This window comes from Streptomyces sp. CNP082 (assembly GCF_059570535.1).
The window spans coordinates 244,889-263,535 of the sequence record NZ_JCANSZ010000002.1 but is presented as its reverse complement, the minus strand read 5'-3'; the positions used below and the strand labels follow the sequence as shown (position 1 = coordinate 263,535).

Annotated in this window: 15 protein-coding genes; 14 read left to right on the top strand and 1 reads right to left on the bottom strand. The window is 74.9% G+C overall.

The window, feature by feature from the left end:
• Positions 1 to 12: 12 nt before the first annotated feature.
• The 5 genes from B124_RS02740 to B124_RS02720 all read left to right on the top strand — a co-directional run bounded on the left by B124_RS02740 (position 13) and on the right by B124_RS02720 (position 6,172).
• Positions 13 to 561 (top strand): sigma-70 family RNA polymerase sigma factor, encoded by a 549-nt coding sequence (locus tag B124_RS02740; RefSeq protein WP_496500973.1) that lies wholly within the window; start codon positions 13 to 15, stop codon positions 559 to 561.
• Entirely contained in the window at positions 558 to 1,277 is a 720-nt protein-coding gene (locus tag B124_RS02735; RefSeq protein ID WP_496500972.1) for a zf-HC2 domain-containing protein, read from the top strand. The genes B124_RS02740 and B124_RS02735 overlap by 4 nt, the downstream gene beginning before the upstream one ends.
• Positions 1,278 to 1,448: 171 nt before the next feature.
• The gene (locus B124_RS02730; protein ID WP_496500971.1) at positions 1,449 to 3,758 is read left to right on the top strand and encodes a HelD family protein; all 2,310 of its coding nucleotides are present in this window, start codon (positions 1,449 to 1,451) and stop codon (positions 3,756 to 3,758) included.
• A 430-nt stretch (positions 3,759 to 4,188) separates the two neighbouring features.
• Complete coding sequence (locus B124_RS02725) at positions 4,189 to 5,622, top strand: NAD-dependent malic enzyme (protein ID WP_496500970.1); 1,434 nt, start codon at positions 4,189 to 4,191, stop codon at positions 5,620 to 5,622.
• A 268-nt stretch (positions 5,623 to 5,890) separates the two neighbouring features.
• The gene (locus B124_RS02720) at positions 5,891 to 6,172 is read left to right on the top strand and encodes an HU family DNA-binding protein (protein WP_496500969.1); all 282 of its coding nucleotides are present in this window, start codon (positions 5,891 to 5,893) and stop codon (positions 6,170 to 6,172) included.
• A gap of 78 nt (positions 6,173 to 6,250) precedes the next feature.
• Here B124_RS02720 and murA read toward each other — a convergent pair whose 3' ends face one another.
• The gene (murA, locus tag B124_RS02715; protein ID WP_496500968.1) at positions 6,251 to 7,642 is read right to left on the bottom strand and encodes a UDP-N-acetylglucosamine 1-carboxyvinyltransferase; all 1,392 of its coding nucleotides are present in this window, start codon (positions 7,640 to 7,642) and stop codon (positions 6,251 to 6,253) included.
• Between the two features lie 670 nt (positions 7,643 to 8,312).
• Here murA and B124_RS02710 point away from each other — a divergent pair.
• From B124_RS02710 to B124_RS02670, 9 genes are all read left to right on the top strand, one after another.
• Positions 8,313 to 8,897, top strand: a complete 585-nt coding sequence (locus B124_RS02710; RefSeq protein ID WP_496500967.1) for a YqgE/AlgH family protein — start codon at positions 8,313 to 8,315, stop codon at positions 8,895 to 8,897.
• 30 nt (positions 8,898 to 8,927) lie between these two features.
• On the top strand, positions 8,928 to 9,236 hold the full coding sequence (locus B124_RS02705) for a DUF3039 domain-containing protein (RefSeq protein ID WP_388898098.1): 309 nt from the start codon (positions 8,928 to 8,930) through the stop codon (positions 9,234 to 9,236).
• 207 nt (positions 9,237 to 9,443) lie between these two features.
• Positions 9,444 to 11,114: a beta-N-acetylhexosaminidase gene (locus tag B124_RS02700; protein ID WP_496500966.1), complete on the top strand. Its 1,671-nt coding sequence runs from the start codon at positions 9,444 to 9,446 to the stop codon at positions 11,112 to 11,114.
• Between the two features lie 250 nt (positions 11,115 to 11,364).
• A complete protein-coding gene (locus tag B124_RS02695; protein WP_496500965.1) occupies positions 11,365 to 12,288 on the top strand; it encodes an FAD binding domain-containing protein in 924 nt (307 codons plus the stop codon).
• A complete protein-coding gene (locus B124_RS02690; RefSeq protein WP_496500964.1) occupies positions 12,285 to 14,009 on the top strand; it encodes a (2Fe-2S)-binding protein in 1,725 nt (574 codons plus the stop codon). Before B124_RS02695 ends, B124_RS02690 begins: the two co-directional genes overlap by 4 nt.
• Positions 14,006 to 16,288 (top strand): xanthine dehydrogenase family protein molybdopterin-binding subunit, encoded by a 2,283-nt coding sequence (locus tag B124_RS02685; RefSeq protein WP_496500963.1) that lies wholly within the window; start codon positions 14,006 to 14,008, stop codon positions 16,286 to 16,288. The genes B124_RS02690 and B124_RS02685 overlap by 4 nt, the downstream gene beginning before the upstream one ends.
• Positions 16,289 to 16,427: 139 nt before the next feature.
• Entirely contained in the window at positions 16,428 to 17,906 is a 1,479-nt protein-coding gene (locus B124_RS02680) for an MFS transporter (protein WP_496500962.1), read from the top strand.
• A 24-nt stretch (positions 17,907 to 17,930) separates the two neighbouring features.
• Positions 17,931 to 18,134, top strand: a complete 204-nt coding sequence (locus tag B124_RS02675) for a ribbon-helix-helix domain-containing protein (RefSeq protein ID WP_027754347.1) — start codon at positions 17,931 to 17,933, stop codon at positions 18,132 to 18,134.
• Between the two features lie 3 nt (positions 18,135 to 18,137).
• Positions 18,138 to 18,557, top strand: a complete 420-nt coding sequence (locus B124_RS02670) for a type II toxin-antitoxin system death-on-curing family toxin (RefSeq protein ID WP_496500961.1) — start codon at positions 18,138 to 18,140, stop codon at positions 18,555 to 18,557.
• The last annotated feature ends 90 nt before the right edge of the window (positions 18,558 to 18,647 follow it).

The following is an 18,647-nucleotide window of genomic DNA, read 5'->3' as shown; positions in this document are numbered from 1 at the left end:
GGGAGGTGAGGAATGCGGGACGATGCCGTGATGGCAGCGCAGCGCTCGAAGCCGACTCCCGACGAGGAGTTGATGCGGGTCCTCTACCGCGAGCACGCGGGACCGCTCTTCGGCTTCGTGCTGCGCCTGGTCGCCGGCGACCGGCATCGGGCGGAGGACGTCGTCCAGGAGACGCTGCTGCGCGCCTGGCGGCACGCCGACGAGCTGGCCGCTGCCGACGGATCCGTCCGGCCGTGGCTGGTCACCGTGGCCCGCCGGATAGTGATCGACGGGCACCGCAGCCGGCAGGCGCGCCCGCGCGAGACGGATCCCGCGCCGCTGGAGAGCGTCCCGGCAGCCGACGACACCGACCGGGTGCTGCGGCTGATGACGATCTCCGACGCGCTCGCCGACCTGACGCCGGCCCACCGCGCCGCCCTCGTGGAGACATACTTCAAGGGCCGGACGGCGAACGAGGCGGCCGAGGTGCTGGGCGTACCGGCGGGGACGGTGCGCTCGCGGGTGTTCTACGCGCTGCGCTCGCTGCGGTTGTCCCTGGAGGAACGGGGAGTGGGGCCGTGAGTGAGGAACAGCATCCGGACGTCGGGGCGTACGCGATCGGCGCGCTGGAACAGGACGAGGCGGAGCGGTTCGAGGAGCACCTCGCCGGGTGCGAGCGGTGCGCCGCCGCGCTGGCGGAGCTGGTGCCGGTCGCGCACATGCTGGCCGACGTGCCGCCGCCCGAGGAGCCGCCGCCGGGCGGTCTTGAGCGGCTGCTGACGGAGCTGACCGCGGTACGGGCCCGGCAGCGGCTGGAGCGCCGGCGGCTGGTCGCCGCGGTGGTGGCGGCGGCCGTGGTGGCGGTCGCGGCGCCGGTGGTGACGGCCGTGGTGCTGGCCGGGGACGAGCCGGCGGCGGAGCAGCGGCGCGAGGACGTCGCGGGGCAGGAGGTCAGGGCCGCCGACCCGGAGACGGGCGTGGAGGCCAGGATCAGCATGCGCGCGGTGACCTGGGGCACGAGCGTGGACCTCGATCTGCGCGGGGTGACGGGGCCGCGGCGCTGCGACCTCCAGGCCGTGGGCACGGACGGGGCGCACGAGACGGTGACGAGCTGGGGGGTGCCGGCCGACGGCTACGGGGCCGGGACCCGCAGAAACGCGGGTGCCAGCGGCGAGGGCACCGGGAGCAGCCTGCAGACGTCCGGCGGGACGAGCATGTCGCCGGACGACATCGACTACTTCGAGGTGGTGTCGTCGGAGGGCGACCGCCTGCTGGTGGTCCCGGCGCAGACCCGCTGACGAAGCCGCCGCGGCGGCGGACCGGGTACGGACCGGGCGCGTACCCGGTCCGCCGCGCACCGGCTCCCTGCCCCACCCCCCCACACCCGCGCCGACCTGGGCTGACCTCCGCCCCCCGCGACACGAGAGGTAGGATTGACGGCTGCCTTGTCCGTACGAAGGGGGCCGCGGTTGACCGCGCACATCACCGCCCCGGACACCGCCCCGGACTCCGTCCGGGAGCGCGAGGTCCAGGCCGAGCAGGACCATCTGGACCGCGTGTACGACCGCCTTGAGGAGAAGATCCACGAGGCGGAGTTCCTCATGAGCGACGCCGCCAAGCGCGGCCAGGTCGGCACGCCCGGCGCACTCGCCGAGCGCGACGCGCAGGTCTTCCGCGCCGGCGTCCATCTCAACCGGCTGAACAGCGAGTTCGAGGACTTCCTCTTCGGCCGCATCGACCTCCTGCCCGGCAAGGACGGCGTCCGCGGCCCCGACGGCGCGTACACCTCCGTCGAGCCCGCCGCCGACGCCGTGGCCACCGACGGCGACGGCGGCGAGCAGCGCGCCCGGATCGCCGAGACCCTGCACATCGGCCGCCTCGGCGTCCTCGACGCCGACTACGCCCCGCTGGTCATCGACTGGCGCGCCCCCGCCGCCGCGCCCTTCTACCGCGCCACCCCCGTCGCCCCCGGCCGGGTGGTGCGCCGGCGGGTGATCCGCTCCAAGGGCCGCCGGGTGCTCGGCGTCGAGGACGACCTGCTGCGGCCCGAGCTGTCGGTGACGCTGGCCGGCGCGGCGCTGCCGGTGGTCGGCGACGGGGCGCTGATGGCGGCGCTGGGCCGGGCCCGTACGCACGCGATGCGCGACATCGTCTCCTCCATCCAGGCCGAGCAGGACACCGTCATCCGCGCGCCCGCCGCCTCCGTCACGGAGGTCGAGGGCGGCCCCGGCACCGGCAAGACGGCGGTGGCGCTGCACCGCGCCGCGTACCTGCTGTACCAGGACCGGCGCCGCTACGCCGGCGGCATCCTGGTCGTCAGCCCGACGCCGCTGCTCGTGGCGTACACCGAGGGCGTGCTGCCGTCGCTGGGCGAGGAGGGGCAGGTCGCGATCAGGGCGGTGGGCTCCCTCGTGGAGGGTATCGACGACGAGGCAGTGACGCTGTACGACGAGCCGAGGACAGCCCGGGTCAAGGGCTCGGCGCGGATGGTGAAGGTGCTGCGCCGGGCGGCCCGCGGGGCGCTGACGCTGGGCGAGGTGCCGCAGCGGCTGCGGGTGGTGGCGTTCGGCGCCCGGGTGGAGCTGGACGCGCGGGAGCTGCGGCGCGTACGGCAGGCGGTGCTCGGCGGTACGGCGCCGGTGAACCTGCTGCGGGCCAGGGCCCGCCGGTTCCTGCTCGACGCGCTCTGGCAGAAGTCCGGTGCCCGGCCGCGCTACGACGACCCGGAGCTGGCCGCGGAGGCGCGGGCGGCGTTCGACGAGGACATCTCCACCGAGGACGACTTCCTCGCCTTCCTCGACGCCTGGTGGCCGGAGCTGACGCCGCGCGGCGTGCTCGCGGCGCTCGCCGACGAGCGGCGGCTCGCGGGCTTCGCACGGCGCGTGCTGAACCCCGCCGAGGTCCGCGGCGTCGCCCGCTCGCTGGCCCGCGACGGACTGACCGTGCACGACGTGGCGCTGCTCGACGAGTTGCAGGTGCTCCTCGGCGCGCCCGCGAAGCCGGCCAGGCAGCGGGAGCTGGACCCGCTGGAGCAGTTGACGGGCCTGGAGGAGCTGACGACGTACGGGGAGCGCACCGCGCCCGCCGCGCGCCGGCGGGACCCGGAGCGGCAGGAGTACGCGCACGTCATCGTCGACGAGGCGCAGGACCTGACGCCGATGCAGTGGCGGATGGTGGGCCGCCGCGGCCGGCACGCGACGTGGACGGTCGTCGGCGATCCGGCGCAGAGCTCGTGGCCGGACCCGGAGGAGGCCGCCGCCGCGCGTACGGAGGCGCTGGGCACCCGCCCGCGGCGCCGCTTCACGCTGACCGTCAACTACCGCAACCCGGCGGAGATCGCCGACGTCGCCGCCAAGGTCCTGGCGCTGGCGATGCCCGGCACCGAGCCGCCGGAGGCGGTGCGTTCGACCGGGGTGGTGCCGGAGTTCGCGGTCGCGGGGGCGGATCCGTACGGCACGGTGCGCGCGGAGGTCGGGCGGCTGCTGGCGGACGTGGACGGCACGGTGGGCGTGGTGGTGCCGATGGGCCGCCGCGACGAGGCCCGCGGCAGGCTGGCGGAGCTGGGGGAGCGCGTGGTGGTGCTGGGCAGCCTGGAGGCCAAGGGCCTGGAGTACGACGCGACGGTGGTGCTCTCGCCGGCCGAGATGGCGGACGAGTCGCCCGCGGGCCTGCGGGTGCTGTACGTGGCGCTGACCCGCGCGACGCAGCGGCTGACGGTCGTGGCCACGCCCCCGGACCTCCCGGACGCCGAGGGCGTCCCGGACCTGCTGCGCCCGTAGGCCGTGCTGCGCCCGTAGGCCGCCCGCAGGCCCCCCGCGGGTACCGGCGGGTTCGCCCCGGGGGCGCCCGAGACGGGAATGGCCTTGCGGGGATGGTTTGTTAGCCTGGCAGTGGCACCGGCTCGATCCATGCCCCCGGGCCCAACCATCGGCGCTTCGAGCGCCCACTTGCCGCGAGGCGAGCTGGCGGGTCGGTGCCACCAGCCTGTTACGGGGCCGGGTCTGCGGCGGCAGCGCCGCGCACCCGGCCCGCCGCCTTCCGCGCTTCGCTCCGGAGACCCGCGCGCTGCCCGCCGGGCCGCATGTGGAAAAGTGATTCCGCATTCCGGAGGTTTTCGGATACCGCCGGGTAGGTGCGACCATCGACCCGATTACGCAGCGGGGCGTGTCACGCCCCGTGGCTTCACGACACACGAGGGAACACACGGCCATGGCAACGGCGCCAAGCGTCTCCTACTCGAACACGGTCCGGCTGGAGGTGCCCGCGGGGGGCAGCGCGGTCAGCCAGCTCACCTCCGCCGTGGAGTCCTCCGGCGGCAGCGTCACCGGCCTCGACGTCACCGCCTCCGGCCACGAGCGGCTGCGTATAGACGTCACCATCGCCGCTGCCTCCACGGACCACGCGCACGCCATCGTCGAGAAGCTCCGCGGCATCGAGGGCGTCACCGTCGGCAAGGTCTCCGACCGTACGTTCCTCATGCACCTCGGCGGCAAGATCGAGATGCAGTCCAAGCACCCGATCCGCAACCGCGACGACCTGTCGATGATCTACACCCCCGGTGTCGCCCGCGTGTGCATGCAGATCGCCGAGAACCCCGAGGACGCCCGCCGGCTGACCATCAAGCGCAACAGCGTCGCCGTCGTCACTGACGGCTCCGCCGTCCTGGGCCTGGGCAACATCGGCCCCAAGGCCGCGCTGCCGGTGATGGAGGGCAAGGCGGCGCTGTTCAAGCGCTTCGCCGGCATCGACGCCTGGCCGCTCTGCCTGGACACCCAGGACACCGACGCCATCGTGGAGATCGTCAAGGCCATCGCCCCCGGCTTCGCCGGCATCAACCTGGAGGACATCTCCGCCCCCCGCTGCTTCGAGATCGAGGCGCGGCTGCGCGAGGCGCTGGACATCCCGGTCTTCCACGACGACCAGCACGGCACCGCCATCGTCGTGCTCGCGGCGCTCACCAACGCGCTGCGGGTGGTCGGCAAGGAACTGGGCGACGTGCGCGTGGTGATGTCCGGGGCCGGCGCCGCCGGCACGGCGATACTCAAGCTTCTGATCGACGCCGGTGTCACACACGCCGTCGTCGCCGACATCAACGGCGTCGTCCACTCCGGCCGCGCCGACCTGGTGGACTCCGCGCCCGGCAGCGCGCTGCACTGGATCGCCGAGAACACCAACCGCGACGGCCTCACCGGCACGCTCAAGGACGCCGTGCGCGGCGCGGACGTCTTCGTCGGCGTCTCCGCCCCCGACGTCATCGACGGCGCCGACGTCGCCGCCATGGCACCCGACGCGATCGTCTTCGCGCTGGCCAACCCCGACCCCGAGGTCGACCCGGCCGCCGCCCGCGAGCACGCCGCCGTCGTCGCCACCGGGCGCAGCGACTTCCCCAACCAGATCAACAACGTGCTCGTCTTCCCGGGAGTCTTCCGCGGCCTGCTCGACGCGCACTCGCACACCGTCCACTCCGAGATGCTGATCGCCGCGGCCCGCGCCATCGCCGACGTCGTGCACGTCGACGAGCTGAACCCGAACTACATCATCCCGAGCGTCTTCAACGACCGGGTCGCCCCCGCGGTCGCCGACGCCGTCCGCGACGCCGCCCAGGCCGCGGGCGTCTCCCAGCCGCCCGCCAGCGGGGCGTAACCGCCCCCGTACCCCGCGTGGGAACGGGCCTGGCCCCGGCGCGTCGGCTGGCTTTCGGGCCGCGCGTACGTCATAAGTGTGCGGATGGACGGGCTGCGGTGTGCGACGCGCCAGGGCGCCGGATTGGCGTTACGCCGCAGGTGAGGGCAGGATGCGTAGTCGGGCGCGAGGCGTTGTCAGGGGACCCGGTTACGGGGACTGTCAGCGGGTCCTGGCAGCATCGGCTTTGATCTCACGCCTCAATGGCAAGAACACACGGGAGACAGATATGAACCGCAGTGAGCTGGTGGCCGCGATCGCAGAGCGCGCCGAGGTGACCCGCAAGGACGCCGACGCCGTGGTGGCCGCCCTCGCCGAGGTCGCCGGGGAGGTCGTCAGCAAAGGCGACGAGAGGATCACCATCCCAGGCTTCCTGACCTTTGAGCGCACTTTCCGCAAGGAGCGCTCCGCCCGCAACCCGCAGACCGGCGAGCCGATCACGATTCCCGCTGGTTACAGCGTGAAGGTCACGGCCGGCTCGAAGCTCAAGGACGCGGCGAAGGGCAAGTAAGACCCTCAGACCGAAGAGAAGGGCGGCCGTCCCCGAGGGGGACGGCCGCCCTTTGCCGTACGCGATGTGGCAGGCGGCTCAGCCGGCCGCCGAGGTGGCGGCCGGGACATCCGGCAGTTCGGCGTCCGGCAGTTCGGCGTCCGGCAGCTCGGCGCGGGCGCCGAGGTCCGCGAGCTTCTGCAGGAAGTTCTCGTAGCCGCGGTTGATCAGGTCGATGCCGTGCACCCGCGAGGTGCCCTGGGCCGCCAGCGCCGCGATGAGGTACGAGAAGCCGCCGCGCAGGTCGGGGATGACCAGGTCGGCGCCCTCCAGCTTCGTCGGCCCGGAGACGACCGCGGAGTGCAGGAAGTTGCGCTGCCCGAAGCGGCAGGGCGTGCCGCCCAGGCACTCGCGGTAGAGCTGGATGTGCGCGCCCATCTGGTTGAGGGCGGAGGTGAAGCCGAGGCGGGACTCGTACACCGTCTCGTGCACGATCGACAGCCCGGACGCCTGGGTGAGGGCGACGACGAGCGGCTGCTGCCAGTCGGTCTGGAAGCCGGGGTGGACGTCGGTCTCCAGCGCGATGGCGTTCAGCGGCCCGCCGGGGTGCCAGAAGCGGATGCCCTCGTCGCCGATGTCGAAGGCGCCGCCGACCTTCCGGAAGGTGTTGAGGAACGTCATCATCGAGCGCTGCAGCGCGCCGCGTACGAAGACGTCGCCCTCGGTCGCCAGCGCCGCGGACGCCCAGGAGGCGGCCTCCAGCCGGTCCGGCAGGGCGCGGTGGGTGTAGCCGCCGAGCTGGTCGACGCCGGTGATGCGGATGGTCCTGTCGGTGTCCATCGCGATGATCGCGCCCATCTTCTGCAGGACGCAGATGAGGTCTTCGATCTCCGGCTCGACGGCCGCGTTGGACAGCTCGGTGACACCCTCGGCCAGCACCGCCGTCAGCAGCACCTGCTCGGTGGCCCCGACGGAGGGGTAGGGCAGCCGGATCTTCGTGCCGCGCAGCCGCTGCGGCGCCTCCAGGTACTGCCCGTCCGCGCGTTTGTCGATCCGGGCGCCGAACTGGCGCAGCACGTCGAAGTGGAAGTCGATGGGCCGGCCGCCGATGTCGCAGCCGCCGAGGCCGGGGATGAAGGCGTGGCCGAGGCGGTGCAGCAGCGGGCCGCAGAAGAGGATCGGGATACGGGACGACCCCGCGTGCGCGTCGATGTCCGCGACGTGCGCGCTCTCGACGTGCGTCGGGTCGAGCACCAGCTCACCCGGCTCCCCGCCGGGCCGTACGGTCACGCCGTGGAGCTGCAGCAGACCGCGCACCACCCGCACGTCGCGGATGTCCGGGACGTTGCGCAGCCGGCTGGGGGAGCTGCCGAGCAGCGCGGCGACCATCGCCTTGGGCACGAGGTTCTTGGCCCCGCGGACGTGGATCTCGCCCTTGAGGGGCGTACCGCCCTGGACGAGAAGGACATCGGCGCTGTCAGGAGCTGTCATGGGGCTCGCGATCCTGGAGACGGGCTGGGACGAGGGAAATGCTAATGCCCCCTCCGCCCCCTTCCCCCGGGCTGGGGGAGGGGGGACAACGTCATGAATTCGCTACAGAACTGCCGGGGGGTGCGGCCGGGGGACTCTGCGTACGGCACGCGGGTGCGCAGGGTGACGGGGAGGGGGCGAGCCCCCTCCCCCTTCCCCCGCCCCGGCCGGGGGCGGCCCCCCGCCCGGGCCGGTAGGCCGGGCCCGGACCCGCCGGCCCGCACCGGCCCGGGGGCCGGGTCCCGGGGGTCCGGGGCGGGTCCTCGGGGTCCGTGGGCAGACGCGCGGCGCGGGGCCGAAGTGCGGGCTCGCGAGCGCGGGACGCCGCGCCGCGGTGGGGCTGTCCCGCCGGCCCGGGGGTTCCGGGGGCGGAGCCCCCGAGGTCCGCGCGGACGCGCGCCAGGGGTCCGGGGGTGAAGCCCCCGGTTCGGTGGGCCGCGGTGAGGCCCGGGGGGCTCGGGGGCGTGGAGCCCTCGGGGGCGCGGCGCGCGCGCTTCGTGGGGCGCCGTGTGCGGACCCCGTGGGCCTGGAGAGGCGCCCGTGCCGTGGCGCGCGGCGCGCGGGTGCGCGCTTTGCCGTATTCCTCGGCCGTCCGCTCCCCACGCGCCCGTAACTGCGGGATCATGTCCGCATGACGGAGGTGTCATCCCTCACGGGCCGGTTGCTGGTCGCGACGCCGGCCCTGACCGATCCGAACTTCACCCGCACCGTGGTGCTCCTCCTCGACCACGACGAGGAGGGGTCGCTCGGCGTCGTGCTCAACCGCCCGACCCCCGTTGGCGTCGGCGACGTGCTGCGGGACTGGGCCGACCTCGCCGGCGACCCCGGCGTGGTCTTCCAGGGCGGACCGGTCTCCCTCGACTCCGCGCTCGGCCTCGCGGTGGTCCCCGGTGACCAGGGCGGCGGGCCCGGCGGCGGTGAGGGGCCGCTCGGCTGGCGCCGGGTGCACGGCGCCATCGGCCTGGTCGACCTGGACGCGCCGCCGGAGCTGCTGGCGGCGGAGCTGGGCACGCTGCGGATCTTCGCGGGGTACGCGGGGTGGGGCCCCGGGCAACTGGAGGAGGAGCTGGACGACGGCGCGTGGTACGTCGTGGAGTCCGAGCCCGGCGACGTGTCCTCGCCTGCGCCGGAGGGTCTGTGGCGGGCGGTGCTGCGGCGGCAGCGCAGCGAGCTTGCCATGGTCGCGACATATCCGGATGACCCGAGCCTGAACTGATCCGCCCTGCCGTCGGTACCCTTGGCCACCATGAGCACTCCTCTCCCCGAGCCCGAACGCGGAACCGGAACCGGCACCCTCGTCGAACCGACGCCGGAGGTGTCGCACGGCGACGGCGACCACGAGCGCTTCGCCCACTACGTCCAGAAGGACAAGATCATGGCCAGCGCGCTCGACGGCACGCCCGTCGTGGCGCTCTGCGGCAAGGTGTGGGTCCCGGGGCGCGATCCGAAGAAGTACCCCGTCTGCCCCATGTGCAAGGAGATCTACGAGTCCATGGGCGCCGGCGGCGGCAAAGGCGGCAAGGACGGCGGTAAGGACGGCGGCAAGAAGAAGTAGCGGTGCCCCGGCCGCGGCCCCCGGTCCCCGGGCCGTGCCGGCGGCCGGTGCGGGCTGCGCGGCCTGCGCGGGTGCGGGTGCCGGGTCGCCGCCGGCGTTCGGGCTGCGTACGGGCGTGGTGCTGCGCGCGTACGGAGCCGTCCCGCGGGCCCGATCCGGCGCCAGAATGGTCTAGTCCACCTCGCCGTCCTGGGGCAGGATGAGCTCATGGATCTCATCCCCGCGCCACGCAGCGCCGCCCGCTCCAGCGACACCGCGACCTTCGCCCTGGGCCAGGGCACCGTCCTCGCCGCAGGCGACGGGGCCGACGGCGTCGCCCGGTGGCTGCGCGCCGAACTCGGCGCGGCCACCGGGCTGCCGTTCGCCCCGGTGGACCCGGGCTCCGACGCCGAGGCCGCCACCGACGTCGTACGGCTGGACGTCGACCCCGCGCTCGCCGGCGGCCCCGAGGCGTACCGGCTGCAGATCGGCCCCGGCGGCGTACGCCTGACCGGCGGCGGTCCCGCCGGCCTGTTCTGGGGCGCGCAGACCCTGCGCCAGCTCCTCGGCCCCCGGGCGTACCGCACCGCGCCCCTCGGCGAGCGCACCTGGGAGCTGCCGCACTGCCGGATCGAGGACGCCCCGCGGTTCGGCTGGCGCGGCTTCATGCTCGACGTCAGCCGGCACTTCCTCACCAAGCGCGAGGTCCTGCGCCACCTCGACCTGATGGCCGCGCACAAGCTCAACGTGCTCCACTTCCACCTCACCGACGACCAGGGCTGGCGCATCGAGATCAAGCGCCACCCCAAGCTCACCGAGGACGCCTCCTGGCGCCCGCGCACCAAGGTCGGCCACCGCGCCTCCGACATCTGGGACGAGCGTCCGCACGGCGGCTTCTACACCCAGGACGACCTCCGCGAGATCGTCGCGTACGCCGCCGCCCGGCACATCACCGTCGTCCCGGAGATCGACATCCCCGGCCACTCGCAGGCCGCCATCCACGCCTACCCCTGGCTCGGCAACACCGACGTCGTGGACACCGCGTCGCTCGACGTGTGGGGCGACTGGGGCGTCTCGGAGAACGTCCTCGCGCCCACCGAGGAGGTGCTGCGCTTCTACGAGGGCGTCTTCGAGGAGGTGCTCGACCTCTTCCCGGCTGACGCCGCCGCGTACTCGGCGTTCGTGCACGTCGGGGGCGACGAGTGCCCCAAGCACCAGTGGAAGGCGTCGCCCGCCGCCCAGGCCCGTATCCGCGCACTCGGCCTGGCCGACGAGGACGAGCTGCAGTCGTGGTTCATCCGGCACTTCGACCGCTGGCTCGCGGACCGCGGCCGGCGCCTCATCGGCTGGGACGAGATCCTCGAAGGCCAGCGGCCGGGAGGAAGCCTCGCCGAGGGCGCCGCCGTGTCCTCCTGGCGGGGCTACGCCGGCGGTATCGCCGCCGCGCAGGCGGGCCACGACGTCGTCATGTGCCCGGAGCAGCAGGTCTACCTCAACTACCGCGAATCGGGCGCCCCGGACGAGCCCGTGCCGATCGCCCAGGTGCGTACGCTGGAGGACTTCTACCGCTTCGAGCCCGTGCCGCCGCAGCTCGAAGGCGCGGCGGCCGGCCACGTCCTCGGCACCCAGGCCAACGTCTGGAGCGAGGTGCTGGAGACCCCGCAGCGCTTCGACTACCAGGTCTATCCGCGGCTCGCCGCCTTCGCCGAGGTCGCCTGGTCCGCCCTGCCGCCGTCCGCCGAGCGGGACTTCGCCGGCTTCGCGGCCCGCATGGAGGAGCACTACCGGCGCCTGGACGCCCTGGGCGTCGACTACCGCCCGCCCGGCGGGCCGCGGCCGTGGCAGCAGCGCCCCGGAGTGCTCGGACGGCCGATCGAAGGACCGCCCCCGATCGTGTGAGTCGGACGGCTGCCCCGGAAGTCGTACAAGCTCCCCCGAAGAGTGACAATCCCCACCCGGTGCTGACCAGGTCCTCATCCGGGCCCGCGAGTTGACCGCCGAGCGGGGTACGCTCGTGTTCTTCCGCGCCGCCGGAGGCGGCCCCGGACCGAGACGGATGTGCCAGAGTTGCCACGTCCCGGCCGGGAGCCCGTACCGTACGGCGGAACGGCCGGAACTCCTGGGGGACACTGCGGAAGGGGCAGCCGGGTTGACCACTCATGCACCGCAGGCCGCGCAGACGGTGGTGCTGCCGGACTCGCTCGACGAAGCGGTCGCGGCGCTCGTTGCCGTGCCCGCCGCCGTGCCCGTCGCCGGCGGGACCGACCTCATGGCGGCCGTCAACGCGGGCCTGCTGCGCCCCTCCGCGCTCGTCGGCCTGGGCCGGATCAGCGAGCTGCGCGGCTGGCACTACCAGGACGGCGCCGCCGTCCTCGGCAGCGGTCTGACCCACGCGCGTATCGGCCGGCCCGACTTCGCCGCGCTCATCCCGGCGCTCGCCGCCGCCGCCCGCGCCGCGGGCCCGCCGCAGGTGCGCAACGCGGCCACCCTCGGCGGCAACATCGCCTCCGCCGACCGCACCGGCGACACCCTGCCGGTGCTCGCCGCGCTCGACGCCACCGTGGTGATCGCCGAACCCGCCGGCGGACAGCGCGAGATCCCGGTCAGCCACCTGCTCGCGGGCGTGGAGATGCTGCGCACCGGCGAGCTCATCGCGTTCGTACGGGCCCCGCTGCTGCACGCGCCGCAGGTGTTCCTCAAGGCCACGGGGCGTACGGGTCCCGGACGCGCGGTCGCCTCCGTCGCGTTGGTGCTCGACCCGGCGCGCCGCTCGGTGCGGTGCGCCGTCGGCGCGGTCGCGCCCGCGCCGCTGCGGCCGATGGAGGCCGAGCAGTGGGTCGCGGGGCTGATGGACTGGGACGGCCACCGCGGCCTGCCCCCGGAGGCGCTGGCCGCCTTCGGCGAGTACGTCGCCGCCGCGTGCATCCCCGACCCGCCGCCTGCGGCGGCCGGCGGCGGGGCCGCAGACGGGGCCGCAGGTGCAGCGCCGCCGCGGCTGCCGGCGGCGGCGCTGCACCTGCGGCGTACGGTGTCGGTGCTGGCGCGCCGGGCACTGGGGAGGGCGCTGTCGTGAGCCGGGATCAGACGGGCGGAGAGCAGCAGCCGCAGTACGGCACCGGCGGCTGGCAGCCGATGCCGCAGGGCGCGGACGGCGACCCGGACGCCACGGCGTTCGTGCAACTGCCGCCGGAGGCGTTCCCCGAGGCGGACGCGGGCGCGCCGCTGGCGGCGCCGGGCCACGGGTACGTGCCGCCGCCGATAGCGGTTCCGGCGACAGACCCGGGGCAGACGGGGCAGTTCCAGATCCCGGAGGGGCTGCGCGGGCAGACGGCCCCGGAGGCGCCCGGTGCGCCGGAGGGATACGGGCCGGGCGAGCCGTACGGGTACGGGCAGGGCGCGCCGGATCCGGGGCAGGGCGCCGGCCAGGGTCCCGGCCAGGATCACGGTCAAGGTCACAGCCAAGGCCACGGCCAGGCCCGGCGGCCCGGGGCCGGGGGCTTCGGGCAGGCGGGCATGCGCGCGGTGGCGGAGAGCCGGCGCGCGGCGGCCGGAGGCTACGCGCAGGACGCGGCGCAGGGCGCCGGGCAGGACCCGTACGGACCGCCGCAGGACGCGGGTCAGCACGGCGTGCAGGGGTGGGGCGCGGAGCCGGTCTACCCCGCCGGTCACGACGCCGGTACGGGCACCTGGCCCGGCGCCGCCGCGCACGCGGACGCCGGCGAGGGACCGTACGGAGACATCCCTCCGGGCCCCGCCCAGCACCCCGCCGACCGCGCGGGGGCGCCCGACGAGGGGCAGATCAGCGCATGGCGCCCGGTGCCGCAGGACGGCGGGGCACCGCAGTCCTGGGCGATCCCGACCGCGCCCGACGACCTGCCGGAGGACTCCGGCGAGTACGCGCTGCAGGACCGCTCCGCCGGCGACGGGCAGCAGGGCGGCGACGTACGGGAGCACGCGGCGCCGGACGTACCGCAGCCGGAGGCAGAACCGGCCGACGGAACAGACCAGGCGGGCCCCGCAGCGGAACCCGCAGCGGAAACAGCCCCGCCCGAGGCCGGACCCCAGGCATCCCCCTCCTCCGCCCTGCCCCCGGACGAACACCCCCTCGCCTCCTACGTGCTGCGCGTCAACGGCGCCGACCGCCCGGTGACCGGCGCGTGGATCGGGGAGTCCCTGCTGTACGTGCTGCGCGAGCGGCTGGGGCTCGCGGGCGCGAAGGACGGGTGCTCGCAGGGCGAGTGCGGCGCGTGCTCGGTGAAGGTCGACGGCCGGCTCGTGGCGGCGTGCCTGGTGCCGGCGGCGACAGCCGCGGGCGCGGAGATCCGCACGGTCGAGGGCCTGGCGGACCAGGGCGTGCACTCCGACGTCCAGCGGGCGCTGGCGGCGTCGGGCGCGGTGCAGTGCGGCTTCTGCGTGCCGGGCCTGGCGATGACGGTGCACGACCTGCTGGAGGGCAACCACTCGCCGAGCGACCTGGAGGCCCGCCAGGCGCTCAGCGGCAACCTGTGCCGCTGCACGGGCTACCGCGCGGTGCTCGACGCCGTCCAGGAGGTCATCGCGGGCCGCCGCGCCGGGGACGACCCGGACGCCCCGGACAGCCCCGACGCTCCGTACAGCGCCGCGGCGCCGGACACCGGGGCCACCGCGGACGCCTCGGACACCCTGGGCGACGCGGCGCGCGCCCGTATCCCGCAGCAGGCGGGTCCCGGCGAAGGCGGCGCCCACCCCGCCCCGGACACGATCCGCATGCCCCCGCCCCGTCCCCCGAACCCCCATGAGGGAGGTCCTCGATGACCCCTTCCTCCCCGGAGCACACGGCCACGGCCGCCATCCCCCCCGCCGACCCCGAGGGGCACGGGATCGGGGCCTCGCTCCCCGCCGCCGACCTCGCGGCCAAGACCGAGGGCACCTTCCCGTACGCCGCCGACCTGTGGGCCGAGGGCCTCCTGTGGGCCGCCCTGCACCGCTCCCCGCACGCCCACGCGCGGATCGTCTCCATCGACACCTCCGCCGCCGAGGCGATGCCCGGCGTCCGCGTCGTCGTCACCCACCGCGACCTGCCCGACGCCGTCGACCACGGCCGCGGCGTACGCGACCGGCCCGTCTTCGCGCACGAGGTCGTACGCCACCACGGCGAGCCCGTCGCCGCCGTCGCCGCCGACCACCCCGACACCGCGCGCCTGGCCGCCGCCGCCATCGCCGTCGAGTACGAACTGCTCGACCCCGTGACCGACCCCCAGGCCGCCTTCGAGGCCGAGCCGCTGCACCCCGACGGCAACCTGATCCGGCACATCCCGCTGCGCTTCGGCGACCCGCAGGCCGCCGGCGAGGTCGTCGTCGAGGGCATGTACCGCATCGGCCGCCAGGACCCCGCCCCCATCGGCGCCGAGGCCGGCCTCGCCGTGCCGCGCCCCGACGGCGGCGTGGAGATCTACGCCGCCGCCACCGACCCCCACGGCGTACGCGACCAGGTCTCCGCCTGCCTGGGCCTGGCCGCGGACCGGGTCAAGGTCGTCGTCACCGGCGTCCCCGGCGCCACCGGCGACCGCGAGGACGGCTCGATGCAACTGCCCCTCGGGCTGCTCGCGCTGCGCACCGGCTCGCCGGTGAAGCTCCTCGCCACCCGCGAGGAGTCGTTCCTCGGCCACGCCCACCGCCACCCCACCCTGCTCCGCTACCGCCACCACGCCGACGCCCGGGGCAAGCTCGTCAAGGTCGAGGCGCAGATCCTGATGGACGGCGGCGCCTACGCCGACACCTCCGCCGACGCGCTGGCCGCCGCGGTGTCCTTCTCCTGCGGCCCGTACGTCGTCCCGCACGCCTTCGTCGACGGCTGGGTGGTCCGTACGAACAACCCGCCCTCCGGGCACGTGCGCGGCGAGGGCGCCATGCAGGTCTGCGCCGCGTACGAGGGGCAGATGGACAAGCTCGCCGCCGCCCTCGGCATGGACCCCGCCGAGCTGCGCGCGCGCAACGTGATGGCCACCGGCGACCTGCTGCCCACCGGCCAGACCGTCACCTGCCCCGCGCCCGTCGCCGAACTCCTCACCGCCGTACGCGAGGCGCCGCTGCCGCCCGAGGGGGACGGGCTGCTGCCCGGCGGCCCCGAGGGCGCCGGCGAGCCGGGCGTGGTGCGCCGGGGCGTGGGCTTCGGCCTTGGCATGGTGCACATGCTCGGTGCCGAGGGCGCCGACGAGGTGGCCACCGCGACCGTCCGCGTCAGCGGCGGCGTGGCCACCGTCATCTGCGCGGCCGTCGAGACCGGCCAGGGCTTCGCCACCCTGGCCCGGCAGATCGTGCAGGAGGTCCTCGGCGTCGAGGAGGTGCACACCGCGCCCGTCGACACCGACCAGCCCGCGGCGGGCCCCGCCTGCCACGGCCGGCACACCTGGGTCTCGGGCGGGGCGGTGGAGCGGGCCGCGAAGATGGTCCGTACGCAACTGCTGCAGCCGCTGGCGCAGAAGTTCGGCATGTCCGCTGAGCTGCTGACGATCGCCGACGGCAAGATCACGTCGTACGACGGCGTGCTGTCGACGACGGTCGCGGAGGCGCTGGAGGGCAAGGAGCTGTGGGCCACGGCGCAGTGCCGCCCGCACCCGACGGAGCCGCTGGACGCGGGCGGGCAGGGCGACGCGTTCGTGGGCATGGCGTTCTGCGCGGTGCGCGCGGTGGTGGACGTGGACGTGGAGCTGGGCGCGGTGCGGGTGGTGGAGATGGCCGTCGCGCAGGACGTCGGCAAGGTCCTCAACCCGCGGCAGCTCGCGGCCCGGATCGAGGCGGGCGTCACGCAGGGCGTGGGCGCGGCGCTGATGGAGAACCTCCGCACGAACAAGGGCATCGTCCGCCGCCCCGACCTCACCGGCTACCCGCTGCCCACGGCGCTCGACGCCCCCGACGTGCGGATCGTGAAGCTGGTCGAGGAGCGGGACGTGGTGGCGCCGTTCGGCGCGAAGGCGGCGAGCGCGGCGCCGGTGGTCACGTCGCCCGCGGCGGTCGCGGCGGCGGTGCGGGCGGCGACGGGGCGGCCGGTGAGCCGGCTGCCGATCCGGCCGCAGTCGGCGGCGGTGCAGTAGCCGCGGTGCGGCAGGGGCGGCAGTGCGGCAGCGGGCGGCCCGGGCAGGGGACGAGGCGCGGGGCCTAGGACCAAGGGACCAGGGGATGGCCAGAAAAAGACAGGGGCGCTAGACCCGGTCGAGCCTTACTCTGCTGCTCATGGCCAGCCTCGAACCGCGCGGGACCGACACCGCTCCCGCCGGTGCTCCGACCGCCCCTCCCACCGCCGCGCCGCCCGCCCGCGAGGGCGTGCTGCGGTCGCCGTACCGGGCGCTCAGCATCGGCATCGTCACCGTCGTCCTGCTCATCGCCTTCGAGGCCACCGCCGTGGGCACCGCGATGCCCGTCGCCGCGCACGACCTGGACGGCATCGGGCTCTACGCGTACGCCTTCTCCGCCTTCTACACCACCGCGCTCTTCGCCATGGTCTTCTCCGGCCAGTGGTGCGACCGCAGCGGGCCGCTGCATCCGCTGACCGCCGGGATCGCCCTGTTCGCCGTCGGGCTGCTCATATCCGGCACCGCGCAGGCCATGTGGGCGTTCGTCGCCGGGCGGGCGGTGCAGGGGCTCGGGGGCGGGCTCGTGATCGTCGCGCTGTACGTGACCGTCAGCCGGGCCTATCCGGAGAAGCTGCGGCCGTCGATCCTCGCCGCGTTCGCCGCGTCGTGGGTGGTGCCGTCCGTCGTGGGGCCGCTCGCGGCCGGCGGCGTCACCGAACACCTGGGCTGGCGCTGGGTCTTCCTCGGCATACCGCCGCTGGTCGTCGTACCGCTGGCCGTCGCCCTCCCCGCCATCCGCCGGCGCGCCCGCGGCCCCGTCGACCCCGCCGCACCGCCCGCCCTCGACCGGCGCCGCATCCGGCTCGCGCTGGCCATCGCCGCCGGCGGCGGGCTGCTGCAGTACGCGGGGCAGGACCTGCGCTGGCTCTCGCTGCTGCCCGCGCTGGCCGGTGCGGCGCTGCTGGTGCCCGCGGTGCGCGTGCTGCTGCCGCGCGGTACGTACACCGCCGCCCGCGGGCTGCCCGCCGTCGTGCTGATGCGCGGCATCGCGGCGGGGTCGTTCATCGCCGCGGAGAGCTTCGTGCCGCTGATGCTGGTCACCCAGCGCGGGCTGTCGGTGACCGAGGCCGGCATGTGTCTGGCGGTCGGCGGCGCGACCTGGGCGCTGGGCTCCTGGACGCAGGCCCGGCCCCGGCTGGACCCGTACCGGACGCGGCTCGTCCGGATCGGCATGCTGCTGGCGGCCACGGCGATCGCGACCGCGCCGCTGGTGCTGGTGGAGTCGCTGCCGGTGTGGATCATCCCCGTCGAGTGGACCTTCGGCTGCTACGGGATGGGGATGGTCATCTCCGGTACGAGCGTGCTGCTCCTCAAGCTCTCCGCCCCCGAGGAAGCCGGCGCCAACTCCGCGGCCCTGCAGCTCTCCGACAGCCTCGCCAACGTCGTCCTGCTGGCCGTCGCCGGCGTCATCTTCGCCGCCCTCGGCGGCGCCGCCGTCGGCCACGGCGCACTCGGCGCCGGCGGCGACGCGCAACCGGGCGCGTTCGTCGCGGTGCTGCTGCCGATGGCGGGCGTGGCCCTGGTCGGCGCGGCGGTCGCGGGGCGGCTGCGGACGACGGGGGCTTCGGTACCGCGTTGATACGTGGAGCAGTACCATTATGGTATGGCCATGAACCTGAGGCTGCCGGACGACCTCCAGGAGGCGCTGAAAGAGCGCGCCGATGAGGAAGGTCGAAGCATGCACGCCATAGTGCTGGTGGCGATCGAGCGCTATCTGACCGAAGAGGCTGACCGGGCCACGGTCCGCAAGCTGGGGGCGAAGTACGCCACGAACCACGCAGATCTGCTCCGGAGGCTGGGGGAGTAGCGCGTGAAGTACCTGACGGTCCAGGAGGCCCTGGACCTGGCAGAGCTTGCCTGCGCCGGACAGCGGGTGGTGGTACGGGACCTGGGGCTGCTCACCTCGGCGCTGGGACGGCCGCAGTCGCAGATGTTCGGCATCGAGGCGTATCCCGATCTGGTGGAGAAGGCCGCGGCGCTGCTGCAATCCCTCACGGCCAACCACCCGCTCGTCGATGGCAACAAGCGCACGGCCTGGCTGTGCACGGTCGTGTTCCTCGACATCAACGGCGTGGAGATGACGGACATCGACCAGGACCGGGCCTTCGACCTCGTCATCGACATCGCGGCCGGCAAGACCGAAGACGTCGCCGTGATCGCGGCGGAGCTGCGGTCGCTGCGGCGGGACGACCCGGGCGAAACGGGCGGCCCGCGGCGCGGCTTGGTGTGAATCTCGTCTCGTTCGGCGCCCCGGGAGCCGCCCCCGCGGCCCCGGTAGGCTGACGCGGGCACCGCCGCCGGGACGTACCCGCCACTACGC